General features: G+C 39.6%; 21 protein-coding genes and 1 riboswitch. Of the genes, 20 read left to right on the top strand and 1 reads right to left on the bottom strand.

The features are described 5' to 3' along the window. Positions 1–11 precede the first annotated feature (11 nt). From BMZ99_RS12260 to BMZ99_RS12240, 5 genes are all read left to right on the top strand, one after another. Positions 12–971, top strand: coding sequence for a branched-chain amino acid ABC transporter permease (locus tag BMZ99_RS12260; RefSeq protein ID WP_090937442.1), 960 nt, complete (start codon positions 12–14; stop codon positions 969–971). Continuing rightward, positions 949–1,716, top strand: coding sequence for an ABC transporter ATP-binding protein (locus BMZ99_RS12255; RefSeq protein WP_090937439.1), 768 nt, complete (start codon positions 949–951; stop codon positions 1,714–1,716). The genes BMZ99_RS12260 and BMZ99_RS12255 overlap by 23 nt, the downstream gene beginning before the upstream one ends. Further along, positions 1,716–2,420 carry an ABC transporter ATP-binding protein gene (locus BMZ99_RS12250; protein ID WP_007936062.1) on the top strand — a complete coding sequence of 235 codons (705 nt, stop codon included), beginning with the start codon at positions 1,716–1,718 and terminating at the stop codon, positions 2,418–2,420. Before BMZ99_RS12255 ends, BMZ99_RS12250 begins: the two co-directional genes overlap by 1 nt. Before the next feature lie 140 nt (positions 2,421–2,560). Then, positions 2,561–3,208 (top strand): CBS domain-containing protein, encoded by a 648-nt coding sequence (locus BMZ99_RS12245; protein ID WP_090937435.1) that lies wholly within the window; start codon positions 2,561–2,563, stop codon positions 3,206–3,208. 77 nt (positions 3,209–3,285) lie between these two features. Continuing rightward, positions 3,286–3,367: riboswitch (NiCo riboswitch) on the top strand. Between the two features lie 174 nt (positions 3,368–3,541). Further along, positions 3,542–4,447, top strand: coding sequence for a cation diffusion facilitator family transporter (locus BMZ99_RS12240; RefSeq protein WP_090937431.1), 906 nt, complete (start codon positions 3,542–3,544; stop codon positions 4,445–4,447). A 33-nt stretch (positions 4,448–4,480) separates the two neighbouring features. Here the strand turns inward: BMZ99_RS12240 and BMZ99_RS12235 are convergent, their stop codons facing one another. Further along, on the bottom strand, positions 4,481–5,224 hold the full coding sequence (locus BMZ99_RS12235) for a hypothetical protein (RefSeq protein ID WP_090937428.1): 744 nt from the start codon (positions 5,222–5,224) through the stop codon (positions 4,481–4,483). A gap of 189 nt (positions 5,225–5,413) precedes the next feature. Here BMZ99_RS12235 and BMZ99_RS12230 point away from each other — a divergent pair, with 189 nt between their 5' ends. From BMZ99_RS12230 to hprK, 15 genes are all read left to right on the top strand, one after another. Beyond that, positions 5,414–6,232, top strand: coding sequence for a mechanosensitive ion channel family protein (locus BMZ99_RS12230; RefSeq protein WP_090937425.1), 819 nt, complete (start codon positions 5,414–5,416; stop codon positions 6,230–6,232). A gap of 12 nt (positions 6,233–6,244) precedes the next feature. Further along, positions 6,245–6,457, top strand: coding sequence for a DUF951 domain-containing protein (locus BMZ99_RS12225; protein WP_090937423.1), 213 nt, complete (start codon positions 6,245–6,247; stop codon positions 6,455–6,457). Continuing rightward, complete coding sequence (locus BMZ99_RS12220; protein WP_090937420.1) at positions 6,454–6,642, top strand: hypothetical protein; 189 nt, start codon at positions 6,454–6,456, stop codon at positions 6,640–6,642. The genes BMZ99_RS12225 and BMZ99_RS12220 overlap by 4 nt, the downstream gene beginning before the upstream one ends. An 81-nt stretch (positions 6,643–6,723) precedes the next feature. Beyond that, positions 6,724–7,830, top strand: coding sequence for a redox-regulated ATPase YchF (gene ychF, locus BMZ99_RS12215; RefSeq protein ID WP_007936045.1), 1,107 nt, complete (start codon positions 6,724–6,726; stop codon positions 7,828–7,830). A gap of 158 nt (positions 7,831–7,988) precedes the next feature. Further along, positions 7,989–8,273, top strand: coding sequence for a 30S ribosomal protein S6 (rpsF, locus tag BMZ99_RS12210; protein ID WP_090937417.1), 285 nt, complete (start codon positions 7,989–7,991; stop codon positions 8,271–8,273). A gap of 19 nt (positions 8,274–8,292) precedes the next feature. Next, entirely contained in the window at positions 8,293–8,703 is a 411-nt protein-coding gene (locus BMZ99_RS12205; protein ID WP_090937414.1) for a single-stranded DNA-binding protein, read from the top strand. 15 nt (positions 8,704–8,718) lie between these two features. After that, complete coding sequence (gene rpsR / locus BMZ99_RS12200; RefSeq protein ID WP_007936039.1) at positions 8,719–8,949, top strand: 30S ribosomal protein S18; 231 nt, start codon at positions 8,719–8,721, stop codon at positions 8,947–8,949. Between the two features lie 149 nt (positions 8,950–9,098). After that, positions 9,099–9,416, top strand: a complete 318-nt coding sequence (locus BMZ99_RS12195; protein WP_245754944.1) for a MazG-like family protein — start codon at positions 9,099–9,101, stop codon at positions 9,414–9,416. Positions 9,417–9,420: 4 nt separating this feature from the next. Further along, on the top strand, positions 9,421–10,383 hold the full coding sequence (locus BMZ99_RS12190) for a YybS family protein (RefSeq protein ID WP_090937412.1): 963 nt from the start codon (positions 9,421–9,423) through the stop codon (positions 10,381–10,383). 37 nt (positions 10,384–10,420) lie between these two features. Then, the gene (locus BMZ99_RS12185) at positions 10,421–12,427 is read left to right on the top strand and encodes a DHH family phosphoesterase (protein WP_090937409.1); all 2,007 of its coding nucleotides are present in this window, start codon (positions 10,421–10,423) and stop codon (positions 12,425–12,427) included. Then, positions 12,399–12,845, top strand: coding sequence for a 50S ribosomal protein L9 (rplI, locus tag BMZ99_RS12180; protein WP_090937406.1), 447 nt, complete (start codon positions 12,399–12,401; stop codon positions 12,843–12,845). The genes BMZ99_RS12185 and rplI overlap by 29 nt, the downstream gene beginning before the upstream one ends. A gap of 62 nt (positions 12,846–12,907) precedes the next feature. Beyond that, positions 12,908–14,836, top strand: a complete 1,929-nt coding sequence (lonC, locus tag BMZ99_RS12175) for a Lon family ATP-dependent protease (protein ID WP_090937403.1) — start codon at positions 12,908–12,910, stop codon at positions 14,834–14,836. Positions 14,837–14,860: 24 nt separating this feature from the next. Then, positions 14,861–16,195 (top strand): replicative DNA helicase, encoded by a 1,335-nt coding sequence (dnaB, locus tag BMZ99_RS12170; RefSeq protein WP_090937400.1) that lies wholly within the window; start codon positions 14,861–14,863, stop codon positions 16,193–16,195. Between the two features lie 430 nt (positions 16,196–16,625). Continuing rightward, positions 16,626–17,912: an adenylosuccinate synthase gene (locus BMZ99_RS12165; protein ID WP_090937397.1), complete on the top strand. Its 1,287-nt coding sequence runs from the start codon at positions 16,626–16,628 to the stop codon at positions 17,910–17,912. A gap of 38 nt (positions 17,913–17,950) precedes the next feature. After that, a complete protein-coding gene (hprK, locus tag BMZ99_RS12160) occupies positions 17,951–18,892 on the top strand; it encodes an HPr(Ser) kinase/phosphatase (RefSeq protein WP_090937394.1) in 942 nt (313 codons plus the stop codon). Positions 18,893–19,071: the final 179 nt, after the last annotated feature.

Genomic DNA, 19,071 nt, shown 5'->3' with positions numbered 1-19,071 from the left:
GCAAAATAATTATGGGAAACAATAAAAAGGAATTACTGGCGTTTGTGGCATGTATAGCATTTTATGCGGTTGTTCAAGGCTTGCTTATGTTAGATGTTATTGGACCGTTTTGGGAACTAAATTTGATTTTAATCTGTATCAATGTAATTTTGGCAGTAAGCTTAAACCTAATTAATGGCTTTACAGGTCAATTTTCTATCGGTCATGCTGGATTTATGGCTGTGGGGGCTTATCTTGGCGCTGTGCTTACCGTTAAACTGCAATTGCCCTTCATTGTTGCTATTTTAGGCGGAGCAGCGGCTGCGGGCTTCTTAGGATTTATTATTGGCTTACCTACTTTGCGTTTAGATGGTGATTATCTAGCTATTGCTACTTTAGGATTGGGAGAAATCATCAGAATTACCATACTGAATATTCCTTATGTAGGCGGCGCATCTGGTTTTATGGGAATACCTCGCTATAGTAATTTTACGTGGGTATTTATAGCAACAGTTTTCACCGTATTTTTTATTAGAAATTTTATTAATTCTACACATGGTCGGGCGTGTATTTCGATTCGAGAAAATCAAATTGCAGCTGAGGCAATGGGAATTGATACAACAAAATATAAAGTGATGGCTTTTACGATTGGAGCTGCATTTGCAGGTATTGCAGGAACATTATTTTCCCATTACTTTTATATTGCTCACCCTGCATCCTTTACTTTTATGAAGTCCTTTGATATTTTGACGATTGTAGTATTAGGTGGCTTAGGTAGTATTAGCGGATCGATCACTGCAGCGATATTATTGACTTTTGTATCTGCAGCGCTGGCTAGTTATCCTGAGTGGCGTATGATCATTTACTCTTTGATGTTGATTGTATTAATGTTATATCGTCCTCAAGGCTTATTTGGCAATAAAGAAATCAGTCTTAAAATCTTTGGCCGTTTGATGGGAGGTAATAAGCGTGGCAATACTCAAGGCAACTAAACTCTCCAAAGTCTTTGGCGGACTTAAGGCCGTATCTGATTTTTCTATCGAGCTTGGTAAAGGTGAGTTGATTGGATTAATTGGTCCCAATGGAGCTGGGAAAACAACCGCTTTTAACTTATTAACTGGTGTGTATCAACCGACATCTGGTGAAATCGATTTTGATGGTAAAAGTACTATTGGTCTTAAACCTTTTCAAATTACCCAAAAAGGAGTAGCTAGAACCTTCCAAAATATTCGTCTCTTTTCTGAACTATCGGTTCTAGATAATGTTAAAATTGCTTATCATTTTCATGTAAAATATGGTATTTTGGAATCTGTCTTACGTATGGGAAGATATCATCAAGAAGAAAAAGAAATTGAAGAAAGAGCGATCAAACTATTAGAAATCTTTAAATTAAGTGATAAAAAAGATGAAATTGCTAAAAACTTGCCTTATGGTGAGCAGCGTCGTTTGGAGATTGCCAGAGCTTTAGCAGCACAGCCTAAATTACTTTTGTTAGATGAACCTGCAGCTGGTATGAATCCACAGGAAACTCAACAGTTAATGCAAATGATAAAATGGATAAAAAAAGAGTTTGATTTAACTATTTTATTAATAGAACATGACATGCAATTGGTTATGAATGTATGCGAACGTATTTACGTATTAGAATATGGCAGTATAATTGCCCAAGGAACACCTGAGGAAATCAAGAATAACCCACGGGTTATTGAGGCCTACCTCGGAGAGGAGGTTGAATGATGTTAAAAATTGAAAATATTGATGTTTACTATGGTGCGATACATGCCTTAAAAGGTATTAGCGCTGAGGTCAATGAAGGAGAAATTGTTACCTTGATTGGTGCAAATGGTGCTGGTAAAAGTACTATTTTACGTACCATTTCGGGACTGTTAAAACCAAAAGCAGGTCAAATCAATTTTGAAGGAAAAAGTATTGCTGGCGTTGTTGCTCAAGATATTGTAAAGCTTGGGATTTCTCAAGTACCAGAAGGACGTAGGGTTTTTGCGAATATGTCTGTTCTAGAAAACCTAGAATTAGGTGCTTATATCCGTAATGACAAAAAAGGGATTCAGGAAGATATGGAGAATGTCTTTGTAAAGTTCCCTCGCTTGTCAGAACGTCGCAGCCAATTAGCTGGTACCTTGTCAGGTGGTGAGCAGCAGATGCTGGCTATGGGGCGTGCCTTAATGAGTCGTCCAAGATTATTGCTCTTAGATGAGCCTTCGATGGGGCTTGCGCCATTGCTGGTAAAAGAGATTTTTTCTATTATAAAAGAAATTAATGCTAGCGGCACTACTGTTTTGCTTGTAGAGCAAAACGCTCATATGGCATTATCCATTGCTCATAGAGCCTATGTACTGGAAACAGGTCGCATCACTCTTTCAGGCGATGCGAAAGAGTTGGCCGCGAGTGAAGAAATACGAAAAGCCTATTTGGGCGGTTAATCGATGAGACGCACTAAAGATAGTGACAGATTGTTATGAAAAGCAAAAGGTGAATTCCTGGATTGTATTATTCATAATTTCTGACATGGGAAAATCTTTAGTGTGTTTTCTTTAATAAAAAAATCAATGGAGATGATAATATGTTTGTAGAAAGCAGGATGACAGCAAATCCAATCACTATCAGTTCAACTACAACAATTGCTGATGCATCGGAGATTATGCGCAATAATAAATTCCGCCGCCTGCCAGTGGTTGAAAGTGGAAAGCTAGTTGGCATTGTAACTGATAGAGATCTTCGAGCGGTATCGGCATCGCCAGCAACTGCTCTTTCTATTTTTGAACTTAATTACTTATTAGCGAAGATGAAAATTAAAGATATTATGCAAAAAGAAGTGGTTAGCATTACTACAGGAGCTACAGTTGAAGAAGCTGCCATTTTAATGTACAACCACCGTATTGGCGGATTGGTAGTAGTAGATGAACAAGAGGCAGTTGTCGGTATCATTACAGAAACGGATATTTTTAAAAGTTTCGTTGATATTATGGGGCTGGTGGATGGTAAAACTCGTATCACCCTTGATGTAACAGACAAAATTGGATTGCTTCATGAAATTTCGGAAGTGTTTTTGGCTATGAATATCAATATAACTAGTATGGTTAGCTATGCTTTACCTGATGGAAAGATTGAGATGATTATTCGAGCCGATATTATTGATACGGAAGAATTAGAAAGAGCTCTTGCAGCCAAAGGGTATCCTATTAGTCACGTAGTACATATTAAATCATGACTTATGCTGTAATTGTGATGTTGTTCTTAGAAATCAAATTTAAAGGATATTTACAAGCAAATTCTGGGTGTGATACTATAGAATAGCTAGGAACAGGCGGTCACAGTATGGCGCAGCCGGGCGTAAAGCAGCAGGAATGTATGTGCCTGCGGGACCTTAGAGGGACTGCAGGCTTTTTTGTTATGCCATCATAGTTTTATATGAATACATGGACTGATTCATTTCTAAATAAGATAGAATTTGGTACCTTTTACAAGGAACGTGAATAGTGTAGGCTATTGAAGGTTATAACAAAGAATAGAGCTGCTGAGCAAAAGGTAGGAGGTAGTATGATTGGGATATGTGGATAGTAATGTAAAAGAGCGTACTGCTAGGCTGTCCGTTATTTCTAATACGGTTTTGGTTGTATTGAAATTGATCGTGGGATTTTATACTGGGGCCGTAAGTATTATTTCGGAAGCTGCTCATTCTGGCTTTGATCTACTTGCATCTGTGATTGCTTTTTATGCGGTACGTAAAGCAGATACCCCTCCAGATGAAAATCATGCCTATGGGCATGGTAAATTTGAAAATTTATCAGGTGCGATTGAAGCGATATTGATTATCGGAGCAGCAATATGGATTGTATATGAAGCTGGAAGTAAAATGAATTCAGCTGCGGTCCCAGGTTTTTTGGAGTACGGTATTGCTCTTATGATCATTTCGATTGCAATTAATTACTGGGTATCCGAAAGATTGTTCACGGTAGCTAAACAGACTGGTTCCCATGCCTTAGAAGCAGACGGCTTACATCTTAGGGCCGATATTTGGACTTCTGTTGGTGTGTTGGTTGGATTGGTGGTTATTCATGTAACTGGTCTTGCATGGCTTGATCCTGTGATTGCAATCATTGTAGCTGGTATTGTGTTTAAAGCTGGTTATGGCATGACCAAAAAGAGTCTATATGAGCTAACCGATATTAGTTTACCGGCGCATGAAGAGCAGCTGATTGTTGACATTATTAAGAGTCACAAAGAGGTCATTTCTTTTCATCAACTCCGTACTCGGCGTTCCGGCAGCTGGCGACTAATTGACATGCATCTTATTTTATATAAAGATATGCATTTAAATAAGGCTCATGATATCTGTGATCAAATTGAAGCTGAAATTAAACAAATGCTAGGTTCATGTGATGTTGTCATTCATTTAGAACCATGTGATCACCTTGAAGGACTGGAGTCATGTCCTCTTGATGAATAGAAAAAAGAAGCAAGAGCCATTTGGGGTTCTTGCCTATTTTTTTTTGTCTTTTTCTTTAGAATTACCTTTTTTATTATGAAATGTATATAAGTGTTTACATCGGACACGACTTTGGCTTTCATTGTCAAGATTCTCCGAATTATTATTGCTGTTAGGAGTATTTTGGATTTCTAAAGAATCGGTATTTTCCGGAGAGGATGTTGTTTCTGGAAATACTTCCTCGTCAGTTCTTGCACTAAATGTATTGATTAATTGCTGCAGAGCAACGGCTTCTACTTCTTGTATATCAGAATTTTGTACTGGGGGCTTTGGTGCGGGTGGTGAACCAGGAGGTGCTGGGGGTTTAGGGCAGACTACCTTTTGGTCTGGAAGGCAAGAACCCTTGTGCTGGCAGCATTCCAGGAGGCGCCTCAAGGCCTCCATTTCAACGACTTGCTCTGCTGTCTTAAGAGGAATATCTGTAGTAGGTGACTTATTGGCTAATAATCGAAATAAGTCAACTGGAGCGCAAGAAATCTTTAGGAAATCACTGCTAAAAGCTACTTTGCAGCAAAGTAATTCTAAAAAAATGTCAATTAATATTCCGGCATTATCGGCACGTCTTACGGCTCTCTCAAAAACTTCAGGGCAAATTTCCGGTGTACGGTGAATTTCTTCAGACGCACCTACTAGCAGGCGATAAGAGGCTACTAAAGAAGAAAGATTAGGAATGACGGCATTTATATCAGCCAATATCAGGTCAATAATAGGCTGCGGATTTTGAGTGGTATCTGACATGATAATCGCCTCACTTTAGCATTGGTGCAACATCATATGCTGGAGGCTGTGCATTTGCTATTCTTTAGCAAGAAAGACTTAATTAGGAGGATTTTTTTAGAATAGCGTATAATATATATGCAATTATAGAAAGCTGGAGACAGTAGGATCATAAAAAGTAAAATGTATGATTGTGAAAGGAACTGAACGATGCCCATGTTGCTTACACCGGAATTCTTATTGCTAGCGGGTAATAAAATCGTACGTCTTGTAGCTATTTTGCTAGGATCGATCTTCATATTGCGATTATTTTCAATTATGGTGAACAAGATGTTTATTCCTAAAGTCGGTATTAGTGCCTTTCATTTTGATGAAGGGCGTGCCAGGACATTGGGAGGACTACTGCAAAGCATAATTCGATACATTATTTATTTTATTACGATTATTATGATATTGCAGGAGTTTCAAATTGACACCACCTCGCTTGTAGCTGGAGCTGGCATTATAGGACTGGCTCTTGGCGTTGGTTCTCAGAGTTTAATTCGTGATTTTGTAACTGGATTTTTTATTGTATTGGAAAATCAGTTTGCCGTAGGGGATTATATTGTTAGTGGTGATATGGCAGGCACTGTGGAGGATATTGGTTTACGGGTGACTAAGTTACGAGATGGCAATGGTGTGCTGCACATTATTCCTCATGGTGCAATATCTAGAATTAGTAATCATACCAGAGGGCATATGCAGGCTGTTGTCAATGTACCAGTTGCTTATGAGGCTAATTTGGATGAGGTACTTCTATTGTTGGAACAGGCCTGCATTTCCATAGGAAAAGAGCTGGAAGAAGTCTTAGAGGGACCAAAGGTGTTAGGTATAGTAGATCTTGGTGCTCAGATGCTAATGGTACGTATTGTGGCCAAGACAGTGCCCCTGCAGCAGGGAAAAGTGGAGAATGCTCTTCGCTATGAAATAAAGCGTTTATTTAATGAAGCAAAGATTCCTCATCCAGTAGTCGATAACTTTAGAAGGTAAGAAGGTGGTTAGATGATGGTACGTTATCAGATTGGCGATATTGTGAGAATGAAAAAGAACCATCCTTGTGGAGTTGCTTTGTGGGAAATTACGCGTACTGGAATTGATTTTGGTTTAAAATGCCAGGGATGTGGGCGTTTTGTCCTAGTGCCACGCGTAAAGTTTGAAAAAGGTGTAAAAGAAATCGTAACACGCAAAGGTACACAAGAGGAGGGAGAAATGTGAAATACCAATTTATTGTAGGAGGCATGACCTTGGTGACGGGGATTGTACTCATTGCAATGGGAACCGATTTCGGTAATCATATTAATCTAACAGTTGGTGTTATCATGGGCTCTATCATGTTGTTATTAGGTACAGCCAGATTGAAAAATGCCATTGCTTATCGTCGTGAACACGGAGATGAGTGAAGTGTACGCTTGAAAATAAGGGAAGAATCATCTACAATAAGACATACTAAAAAGAAATTGTAAGTAAGGTGGAATAGATGAATGAGCACAAATTTAGAAGTGGGTATTGTTGGTTTACCTAATGTAGGGAAAAGTACATTATTTAATGCAATTACAAAAGCAGGCGCAGAGGCTGCTAATTATCCTTTTTGCACCATAGAGCCAAATGTGGGTGTAGTGGATGTTCCTGATGAGCGTTTGCCTCATTTGGTGGAAATGTATAAAACAAAACGCTGTATCCCGACGGCTATGCGTTTTGTAGATATTGCTGGATTGGTTAAAGGAGCATCTAAAGGAGAAGGCTTAGGCAATAAATTTTTAGCTCACATTCGCCAAGTAGATGCTGTGGCTCAAGTTGTACGCTGTTTTGAAGATGAAAATATTACTCACGTTGAGGGGGCATTAAATCCTTTGCGTGATATTGAGATCATTAATACAGAACTATGCTTAGCTGATTTAGATACATTGGAAAAGCGTATGGAGCGTGTACAGAAACTAATCAAAACTGGTGATAAGAAAGCACCAAACGAAATGGCTGTACTGGTAAAAATTAAAGAACTTTTAGAGCAAGCGTTGCCTGCGCGGCGCGTTGATATGACAGAGGATGAGGCTGGACTCATTGGCGATCTAAACTTGATGACGTTAAAACCAGTATTGTTCATTGCCAATGTTAGCGAAGACGAAGTAGCGAATGCAGAAGATAATGAGTATGTTAAAATTGTGAAAAAATATGCAGTAGAAGAAGGCGCAGAAGTCATTGCAGTGTCGGCGAAGGTTGAGTCAGAGATTGCTGAACTTCCAGCGGAGGATGCTAAGGAGTTTTTAGCAGAGCTTGGCCTAAAAGAGTCGGGATTGGATAAGCTTATTAAAGCCTCTTATAAACTTTTAGGTTTAGTGACGTTCTTAACGGCTGGTGAGCAAGAAGTACGTGCTTGGACAATAAAGAAAGGTACCAAAGCACCTCAGGCTGGAGGAAAAATCCATTCTGATATTGAGCGTGGCTTTATACGTGCAGAAATTGTTTCCTACAATGACCTTGTGCTGACAGGCAGCTCTAATGCAGCTCGCGAAAAAGGATTAGTTCGATTGGAAGGAAAAGAATATATTATGCAAGATGGGGATGTTACGTACTTTAGGTTTAATGTATAATATTTCTTTCAACATATAAGTTGCATTTGTATTACTATTAGTGATATAATATGTCAGTCTAGGGTAGCCTAGAGAGGTTTGAGAAAATGTTTATAAATGTTTACAAACCTTCCCTGCTCCCTTAAGGGAGCCATTAGTCCACAGGAGGAGGTGATTTCGTGAGAAAGTACGAAGTCATGTTTATTGTTAAACCGTTGGATGAAGAAGCGACAAATGCGGTAATTACCAAATTTGAAAACCTGATTAATAACAACGGTGGTCAAGTAGAAAAAATTGACCGTTGGGGCAAAAAGCGTTTGGCTTATGTAGTAAAAGACTTTACTGAGGGTTTTTACTGCTTGACTAGCTTTACAGCTGTACCAGCGACCATTCTTGAGCTTGATCGTATAATGAAGATTACTGAAGATATCTTGAAATTTATGATTATTAAAGTAGACGAATAGACCAGGGGGAATTAATACCATGAATAAGGTTATAATAGTCGGTCGTTTAACTCGTGATCCGGAAGTTCGATATACACAGACTGGTAAGGCAGTAGCATCTTTCAGTGTAGCAGTTGATACCGGTTATGGTGAGAATAAGCGAGCTGATTTTATTCCTGTAGTAGTATGGGATAAGCTGGCCGAAGTTTGTGGCAACAATCTTACCAAGGGTCGTCGTGTACTAGTTGAAGGACGTTTGCAAATTCGTGATTATGAGAAAGATGGACAAAAACGGCGTGCGGCTGATGTAGTAGCCCAAAATATTGAGTTTTTGGATACAAAACAAGCTGTTAGCGGTAGCAGCACTGCTGCTAGTCCTGCAAAATCATCCGGATATGATGTCAGCTCCTTTGGTACAGAGGTCTTCCCTGAAGAAGAGATTCCATTTTAAAGGGAGGTATTATCGGTGAAACGTGAAAGAGGAAGAAAACCTAAGAAAAAGATTTGTAGTTTCTGCGTGGATAAAGTAGAAACGATCGATTATAAAGAAGTTGGTAAAATCCGTCGTTACACTACGGAACGCGGCAAAATATTGCCTCGCCGTATTTCTGGTAACTGCGCAAAACATCAACGTAGTGTTACTTTGGCGATTAAACGTGCACGTATTGTTGCATTGTTGCCATTCACAGCAGAATAAAACAAAAGAGAGGTTACGTACCTCTCTTTTGTTTTATTCTGCTAAGAATGGATGATCGTATCTTCTTATCTGGGATATACTTTATGATAAAGCAGGAAACAGACTATTGATTTGCGAATACTATATTAGATATAGTAAAAAGGGGGGGAGTGGCTGTTTTGTTTTCGAATGAATCGGATATTTTACGCAAAATGCGTTTGATAGAGTGGCTAAAGGCGGAGTTGATTACCCATATTGGGCAACTGTACCAGGCCATGGCAAAGAATAGTGAACAGGCCATCGGCGAAGGACTAGCATCTGTAGTTGTTTCTTGCTACATGCTAGGAAGACGTCTAGGTATTAGTTTTGAATCATTAGATAAGTCAGTTTTAATGCAAGTAGAACAAGATATAAAAAAAGAGCGAGAAGTGGAGAAATGGTTTGGTGACTCTAGTGAGTTCCAGCGTCATCTCCGCCAAAAGGGGTGAATAAATGAGACAGAATCGGCTCAGACCTATGGTAGAGGGTGGAGTATTGTCGGGAATAGCCATACTATTTGCCTTGATTAGTGCTTATCTGCCTCTAATTGGACCTTTTGTAAATTTAATGTGGCCAGTGCCCATTATTTTGTTAGGTGTTCGTCATGGTTATAAATGGAGTATTATGGCAACAGTAGTATCTGGTGCCGTAATCGCGATGCTCATGCATCCACTGCAATCTCTTAGTGTAGTTGTTGGATTTGGCCTGATTGGCATTGTATTAGGTTATGCCTTTCGTATGAATTTTAGTGCTGGTAAAACGATGTTGTGGGGAACGGCAGCTTCCTTGATTTCTAAAGCTGCGTTACTAGCAATTAGTGCTGTGGTGCTTGGCGTGAATCCTCTTGCTATGCAAACTGATGTAATGAGTAATGCGATAGCCCAGGCGATTGAAGTATACAGGGATTTCGGTATGGCAGAACAAGAGTTGGCGAAAATGTCAGAATCTATGCAGTCCATGCTTCAATTAATGAAGATTATTTTACCAGCAGGTTTTATAATGGCATCGGTGCTTGATACGTGGATCAATTTTTTAATCGCTAAAACAGTATTGCGAAAGCTTGGTCATACGGTTCCTAATTTCCCAGCATTTAAAGAATGGTCCCTGCCGTACCATATCGTATATCTTTTTGCATTATCTTTAGTAATGATCTACTGGGGCAATAGCAGGGAGATTACGTTGTTGACTCAGGTTGGAATGAATCTGCAAGTGATCACGAGTACTCTTATTTTAGTGCAAGGGTTGGCGTTATTTAACTACTTTGCCGATAAATACAATTTGTCAAAAATGGTTAAAGGACTTATACTGTTCTTGATATTGACAAATGGTTTCTTTGCGCAAATCTTGATAGTTGCGGGTGCAATTGATATGGTTATGGATTACCGACGTTTGCGAGGGGCTCAATTCAAAGATTAAAATAGGATTGAGACTAGCCTTCAAGGAGGAGTTGTTTATGCCGCAAGGTCCGTCTTTTTGGTTTGATACCAGAATTTATCTTGCTGTTGCCACAGCTTTATTAGTGGTAATTGTTTTTTATAATCCTTATGTAGCCGTATTAGGGGCAATTTTGCTGTGTTCTTTGTATTTATATGGCCGTGAACGCCATAAAGAACGGCAAAAAGCATTAGATAGCTATTTATATACCATGAGTAATTGTATTGAAGAAGGAGCATCTTATGCGTTAAAGAGCTTACCTTTGGTAATGATGATTATTGATAAAGAGGGGAAGTTGTATTGGCATAATGATGTTCTTATTGACTGGTTTGGTGATGAAGTTGAGATTGGGCAGTCGATTATGGATATTTGTCCTGAATTTCCTTTGGATAAGGTATGGGGGAAATCTGGTCGGGAAGTATTCTCTACTGAGGAAAAATATTATGATGTGATTCATGAACCTGTAACCCATGCAATGGAACATGAAGAATTAACAATTGCTTATCTTAATGACATTACTGCCAGTGAAAAAGTAAGAGCTGAATGCGTAAACTCTGTACCAGTTATGGTTTACATCCAGATTGATAATTATGATGATGTGCTGCAAGGACTAAGTGAAGGACAGCGAACGTCTGTTGTCGCAGAAGTCAATAAGCTTCTAGCAGAGTGGGTGGCAGAGAACGAGGCTGTATTAAAGAAATATGCAGATGATATGTATCTTGCGGTATTTAATCGTCAGAACTTAAATAAATGTCTACAAGAAAAATTTGACATACTAGATCGCGTACGTGCCATTCATATTGGCAATAAAATTCCTGTAACACTCAGTATGGGAGTTGCAGCTGATGAAGATTCTGTAGCTATATTAGGAGAACGAGCTCAAGCCGGATTGGACTTAGCATTAGGTCGAGGCGGTGATCAGGTCGCAGTTCACGTAGGGGGCAAACTTCAGTTTTACGGAGGTAAAGCCAAGGCTGTAGAAAAAAATACAAGAGTAAAGGCGCGAATTGTAGCCCAGGCATTACGGGAAATTATCGACGATGCCGATGTGGTTCTGGTGATGGGTCATACCAATGAAGATTTTGACAGCTTAGGTGCTGCTATTGGTGTAGGAATTATGGCTCGCCATTTAGGGAAAAAATTGCACATTGTTGTTAGCCAGCCAGGGGTTTCATTAAGCAAATTGCAAGAGCTATTAGTTGACTATGAAGAATATCAGGATTTATTTATCACGTCAGCTCAGGCGGTGCCTTTGATCACTCCACAAACGTTATTGTTTGTGGTAGATGTTCACCATCCTGAATTATCCGCAGCGCCAGAATTATTAAATCGAGTTGATCGAGTGGTTGTTATTGATCATCATCGACGCTCAGAGAAATTTATTGCAAATCCGCTGTTAGTATATCTTGAGCCATCGGCATCTTCTACTTGTGAATTAGTTACGGAGCTTTTAATGTACTTTGACGATTACTTAGAGTTTAATAAAATGGATGCGACGGCTTTGTATGCTGGTATCGTTGTGGATACAAAACAGTTTTCGGTACAAAGTGGAGTGCGTACTTTTGACGCTGCAGCTTATTTAAGGCGGTCGGGAGCTGATCCGGCCTTGGTTCGTCAAATGTTCCGCTTAGATTTTGAGACGGTGAAGTCACGGGCTGAAATCTTAAATCAGGCAATTATGTTGCCAGGTGGAGTAGTCGTGGCAGGATGTCCCGATAATATAAAAAATGCACAAATTGTAGCAGCGCAAGTTGCTGACATGCTTTTAGGAGTTGAAGGAGTACAAATCAGCTTTGTCTTATTTTTTCTAGAAGATGGCGGAATTGGTGTCAGCGCACGTTCCAATGGAGCTTTCAATGTACAAGTCATTATGGAAGAATTGGGCGGTGGCGGACATCAGACAGTAGCTGGTGCGCAGGTTAAAAAAGGAACAATGGAAGAAGTAAAGCGCCAAGTGATAGAACTGAGCGCAAAATACATAGAGGAGAGTGCGGAAAATGAAGGTAATTCTACAGCAAGAGGTTAAAAAATTAGGCAAAAAAGGCGATATTATAGAGGTTTCAGAAGGATACGCGCGCAATTACTTATTGGCTCAGAAGTTAGCGATTCCTGCAACCGCTTCTAATGTCAATCAAGCAAGCCAGCAAAAGGCATCAGAAGAACGTAAGCAGCAAAGAGCACTGGATGAAGCAAATTTGTTAGCGGCCCAAATGTCAAAAGTCGAAGTCACCATTGGTGTGAAGATGGGCGAAGGCGGTAAATTGTTCGGTTCTGTTGCTAGTAAAGATATTGCTGATGCATTGCTAGCCCAACATAAAATCGAAATGGATAAACGTAAGATTGATTTAAAAGATGCAATTAAAGTATTAGGTACATACCCTGTATCCATAAAGTTGCACCCTGAAATTAGTGCAAAGATACAGGTACACATTATTGCTAAATAGCAAAAGCATTGGTGATGTATGCTTTTGCCGTCCCCTAGCTGGGATATAGAAAGGACTATGATATGAAAAACTTTTTTAACAAATTTATTCCTAGACGGCCGTTGCCGAGAGGTGTAAGGGCTAATGAGCAGCTTAAGCATCAAATAACTGCCTTATATGATATGTACGCAGGTATTTTCGGCCCGGATAAAGTGGTGCTAAAAGCAGTCAAACTGGATGCCTTATCTTTAATGAATTCTGAAAACGCAGGGGAACGAGTATTAGCTTTGCAAAAACTGGTATTTGAAGATCCAACAATGGAAAAAGTACCTGCATTGGAAGAGGTACCGGATATCTTGGTTACGATTGAAGAAGAGATAGCTAGTTTAATGGCTCGTCGGTCGCTGGAAGATCGGTTAGAAAAGAAGATTAATGAAAAGATGGAAGAACGCCATCAAGAATATGTAAGAGAAATAAAGATGCAGGTTCTTAAAGAAGAAGAAAATAATGTTGAGAATCCTCAAACTTTAAAGAAATATGCTATGCTGGAAGTGTTAGAGCAGAAAAAACTGACCAAGTCAGCTATGGAGATTACGCGTCCAGGAAACTTAAGTGAAATTGTAGGACAAGAAAGGGCCGTAGAAGCTCTTCGTTCTAAATTGGCATCACCTTATCCGCAGCATCTGATTCTCTATGGTCCGCCAGGGGTTGGTAAAACAACTGCTGCTCGTTTGGTGCTAGAAGCGGCGAAGGCGCTTAAATTTACCCCCTTTGCCCAAGAGGCTCCATTTATAGAAGTGGATGGAACCACATTGCGGTGGGATTCCCGAGGAATGACGAATCCTTTGTTGGGTTCTGTGCATGATCCGATTTACCAAGGAGCGCGGCGAGATTTAGCTGAGACAGGTGTACCAGAGCCAAAACCGGGTTTAGCAACAGATGCCCATGGTGGTATTTTATTTATTGATGAGATTGGTGAAATGGATGCAATGCTGCAGAATAAGCTTCTAAAGGTACTAGAAGACAAACGGGTATCTTTTGAATCTGCCTATTATGATCCTTCTGATCCGAATGTTCCCAAGTATATTAAAAAGCTTTTTGAAGATGGTGCACCTGCTGATTTTATTTTGATTGGTGCGACAACAAGAGAGGCCTCTGAAATTAATCCTGCGATACGGTCACGTTGTGCCGAAATTTACTTTGAACCTTTGACCCCAAAACATATAGAAGAAATTGTTTATAATGCAGCAGTGAAATTAGGTGTGGCTTTAGAATCAGATGTAGCTGCTTTGATTAGTGAATATACTATTGAAGGTCGTAAGGCCGTTAATATTTTATCTGATGCCTTTGGCATTGCTTTATATCGCTCCAATGATCAGGAAAAGGTAGTCATTACTCATGAGGATGTATATAAAGTAGTACAGGTTAGCCGTCTCACTCCTTTTGTAAATCTTAAAGCAGCAAACATTGGTGAAGTCGGAAAAGTATTTGGTCTAGGTGTTGCTGGTTATCTTGGTTCTGTATTAGAGATTGAAGCTGTATCCTTTGCAGCAGGAGAAAAAGGTAAAGGGCGTATACGTTTCAACGATACAGCGGGCAGTATGGCTAAAGATTCGGTTTTTAATGCTGCGGCTGTAGTTAGAAAGATAACAGGTGAAGATTTAAATAACTATGACATTCACATTAATATTATTGGCGGAGGGCGTATCGATGGTCCTTCCGCTGGCACAGGCATTTTAGCTGCTATAATTTCCGCTATTACCCAGCGGGCCATTCGCCAGGATGTTGCAGTGACAGGTGAAATTTCCATTCAAGGTAAAGTAAAAGCTGTTGGTGGTGTCTTTGAGAAAGCCTATGGTGCCAAACAAGCAGGTATTACGACTATGATTATTCCAAAAGAAAATGAAAAGGATATTCCCCAAGGGCATTTAGGCTTAGAAATTTGTCCTGTAGATAGTGTAGAAGAAGCGTTAGCTATCCTACTATGTGATACAGAGCAAAAAAGTGCATAGCTAAATGGGGAGGAGGCAAGTTGATTGTTAGATAGAATACCACCACAGAGTATGGAAGCTGAGCAGGCAGTACTTGGGGCCATGCTGATCGAGCGTGAGGCAATTTCCAAAGTTGCTGAATTGTTGCGGCCGGAAGATTGCTATCGCGAGGCTCATCGCCTGATCTATAATGCTATGCTGGAACTTTTCAATAAAAATGATGCAGTGGATATGGTTACTGTGATCGAGTTTCTGCGTAAGGAAGATAAATTGGAAGCTGCGGGCGGGATTGCTTATGTAACCTCCCTGGCTAATAGCGTGCCCACTGCCGCTAATGTTTTGTATCATGCAAGGATTGTAGAAGAAAAAGCGCTGCTGCGCCAATTGATTAATGCTGCTACCAATATTGCCGGCATGGGGTATGAAGGCAGCGAAGAAGTATCCACTATTTTAGATAGCGCTGAAAAAGCGATATTATCTGTATCCAGTCGAAAAATGGGAGGAGAGTTTACTCCCATTAAGAGTATCATTTTTGATGCATTTAATAAGATCGAACAGTTATATGCTTCAAAAGGAAGTATCACCGGTCTATCTACTGGATTTAAAGACTTAGATAAGCTGACTTCAGGTTTGCAGCCTTCTGATCTAATTTTAATTGCAGCTCGTCCTAGTATGGGGAAAACAGCGTTTGTGCTAAATATTGCCCAGCATATCGGAATAGCTGAGAAAAAGGCAGTGGCTTTTTTCAGTCTTGAAATGTCTAAAGAGCAATTAGTTCAACGTATGCTATGTGCAGAATCTGCCATTGATTCTCAGCGTTTGCGAATTGGCGAGCTAGAAGCGAAAGATTGGACGAAACTTGTCAGTGGTGCAGATCGATTGTCTGCAGCCCCTATTTTTATCGATGATACAGCAGGGATTACCGTAATGGAAATGCGCTCCAAGGCAAGACGGCTAAAGATCGAACATAACTTGAGTTTGATTATTATTGATTATCTACAGCTTATGCAAGGCAGCGGCAAGGGCAAAGGGAGTGAGAATCGCCAGCAGGAGATCTCTGAAATATCCCGTTCTCTAAAGGCGTTAGCCAGGGAGATTAATGTACCTGTTATTGCTTTATCGCAGTTAAGTCGCAGCGTAGAGTCCAGACAGGTAAAAAAACCGATGCTGAGCGATCTTAGGGAATCTGGTTCCCTAGAGCAGGATGCCGATATTGTTGCTTTTCTTTATCGGGATGACTATTATAATCCTGATAGTGAGCAGAAAAATATTACGGAAGTTATTATTGCCAAACATCGTAATGGTCCGGTAGATACCGTTCAATTATTTTTTCACAAACAATTTACGAAGTTTAGCGATTTATCAAAATTGCCAGGATAGAGGAGGTAGATGTTATCTCCTCTATTTTTATGAGATTTTATAGAAAAAGTATCATTTTGCTAAGAAGTAAGAGTATTTTTTGAACAAAACCCGAACAATGAAAGGATAAAAATAAAAAACATTCGAAAAAGGATTGACACTTTTAGCACTTAGTGCTATGCTATACGAGGGAAAAAATCTAGACTTTAAATAAAGAAAATATCTAAGTATCGAAGTACGAGTGAATATTGCAGTCTGGGGATAAAATAAGCATACCTAATTATAAACAACTTATTAACAAAGTTATCCACAGTTTGTTGATAACTGGTTAATTACATTGGCTTGTTTATAAATAGAAATAGATTTTTGAAGTAAAATAGTACCAAAGGTTTAAAGAAGAGATAAAAGTCTTTGGGAAAAGTATTCTAAAAAGATGGGAAGGGTGAATGTTATGCCAGCAGTAGTAGTAATGGGAACTCAGTGGGGCGATGAAGGAAAAGGAAAGATTGTAGATTATTTAGCAGAAAAAGCAGATGTTGTTGCTCGTTATCAAGGTGGCAATAACGCAGGTCATACAGTGGTAGTAGAGGGAAAACAATTTAAGTTGCAGCTATTGCCATCAGGAATTTTATATAAAGGCAAAACTTGTGTGGTTGGTAATGGTGTAGTGGTTGATCCAGGCGTCATACTTAAGGAAATAAAAGGAATGCAGGAGCAGGGCATTGATACTTCGGGCCTAAAGATTTCTAATAGAGCTCATGTTATTATGCCATATCATCGTTTATTAGACGAAGCAGAAGAAACTTATCGTGGTGATCATAAGATAGGAACAACAAAAAGAGGGATTGGTCCATGCTATATGGATAAAAACTCTAGATGTGGAATTCGTATTGTAGACTTAATGGATGAGGAAGAGTTCTCAGATAAATTAAAACGCAACATAGAAGCTAAAAATCATTTGTTAAAAGATGTATATGGTCTAGATGGCTTTGACTATGAAACCGTGAAAAAAGAGTATTTAGGTTATGCAGATGAATTACGTGCTTATGTCTGCGATACATCGACAGCTATAAATAAAGCATTAAAAAATGGTCAAAAGGTATTGTTTGAAGGTGCTCAGGCAACTTTATTGGATTTGGATCATGGAACCTATCCATATGTTACCTCATCCAATCCAATTGCTGGTGGAGTATGCGTAGGTGCAGGTATTGGACCTACTAAAATTGATAAAGTAATTGGTGTAGTAAAAGCTTATACGACTCGTGTAGGGGAAGGGCCATTTCCTACAGAATTATTTGATGAAGTTGGCAATCATATTAGAGACAGAGGTCATGAGTATGGGACGGTTACTGGTCGCCCTCGCCGTTGTGGTTGGCTGGATGCTAGCGTAGTAGGATATGCTGGTCGATTAAGTGGAATTGATTATATGGCGATCACTCGTTTGGATATTCTAGATGAACTAGAAGCAGTGAAGTTATGTGTTGGCTATAAATATAAAGGTCAGTTATTAGAAGAGTTTCCTGCCAGTTTAAAGGTGTTGGCTGAGGTAGAACCTATCTATGAGGAACTGCCAGGCTGGCAAAGTGATACGACTGGTGTCCGTAATTATGCTGATCTGCCTTTGAATGCACGTCGTTATTTAGAGCGCTTAAGTGAGGTCGCTGATATTAAGCTTGGTATTGTATCAGTTGGTCCTGGTCGAGATCAGACGATTGTAATGCATGAGATTTTTGGATAATATGACAAGAGAATAATTTACGTGTAGGTGATATATAAATGGCAGCCTTGTTGTTGAAAGAAATTGTTGATTCTTTTTGTCTTACTGTCGTTGATGAAAATTGTAATCTAGACGTTCCAGTAGAAGTATCTGATATTAATCGTCCGGGACTAGCTTTAGCTGGTTATTTACAGCATTTTGATGAACAGCGCATTCAGGTAATTGGAACAGCAGAATCAGCATTTCTAAATACTCTAAGTGAAGATTTGGCAACTGAGCGGTGGCTGTCATTTATCTCCTTGCATTTTCCCTGTCTAGTGATCACACGCAATATTGTTCTGCCCGAACGATGGCTGCAATTGGCGGCGAGCCGTCAATTGCCAGTTTTTCGCACCCGTTTAGCTACGACTCGTTTTATTGCTCAGCTTACTAATTATCTAGAGCATAAACTCGCGCCAAGTACGACTCTTCATGCAGTTCTAGTAGATGTGCACGGTGTAGGAACGCTGATTATTGGAGAAAGTGGAATTGGAAAAAGCGAAACGGCCCTTGATCTGATTAAAAGAGGGCACCGTCTGGTAGCAGATGATGCTGTAGAAGTTACATGTACAGAAGAGAATGTATTGACGGGGACCGCGCCAGAAGTATTGCGTCATGTTATGGAAGTTAGGGGACTTGGAATTTTAAATGTTAAGGCGCTGTTTGGTATTGGCGCTGTTAGACCGAATCAAAAAATTCATCTTGTCATTCAGTTAGAAGAATGGGATCAAACTAAAGCCTATGATCGTCTAGGTCTTGATGAGGAACATTATAATATTCTAGGCGTAGGATTACCTTGTAAAACTATTCCTGTACGTCCTGGGCGGAATTTATCCAATATTATTGAAGTAGCAGCAATGAATTACCGACTCAATCGATCTGGATATAATGCTGTGGAAGATTTTATTGAAAAACAGAGAAAGTTTTGTTTAGGAGACACTTCAGATGACGTAATAGTATGATATGATTTGTCGAAAATATAGTCTATTTGACGTAATAGATGAATTTAACAATAAAAAGAAGTTGACAGTAATCCAATATTCCTATATAATCATATCTTGTGAGAGCGAGATGATCCACTAGCTCAGTTGGTAGAGCACCTGACTTTTAATCAGGGTGTCCCGCGTTCGAGCCGCGGGTG

Source organism: Pelosinus propionicus DSM 13327 (assembly GCF_900114615.1).
Classification (GTDB): domain Bacteria; phylum Bacillota; class Negativicutes; order DSM-13327; family DSM-13327; genus Pelosinus; species Pelosinus propionicus.
Note: the sequence above shows the minus strand (reverse complement) of the source record. Positions and strands in the feature narration are given on the sequence as shown.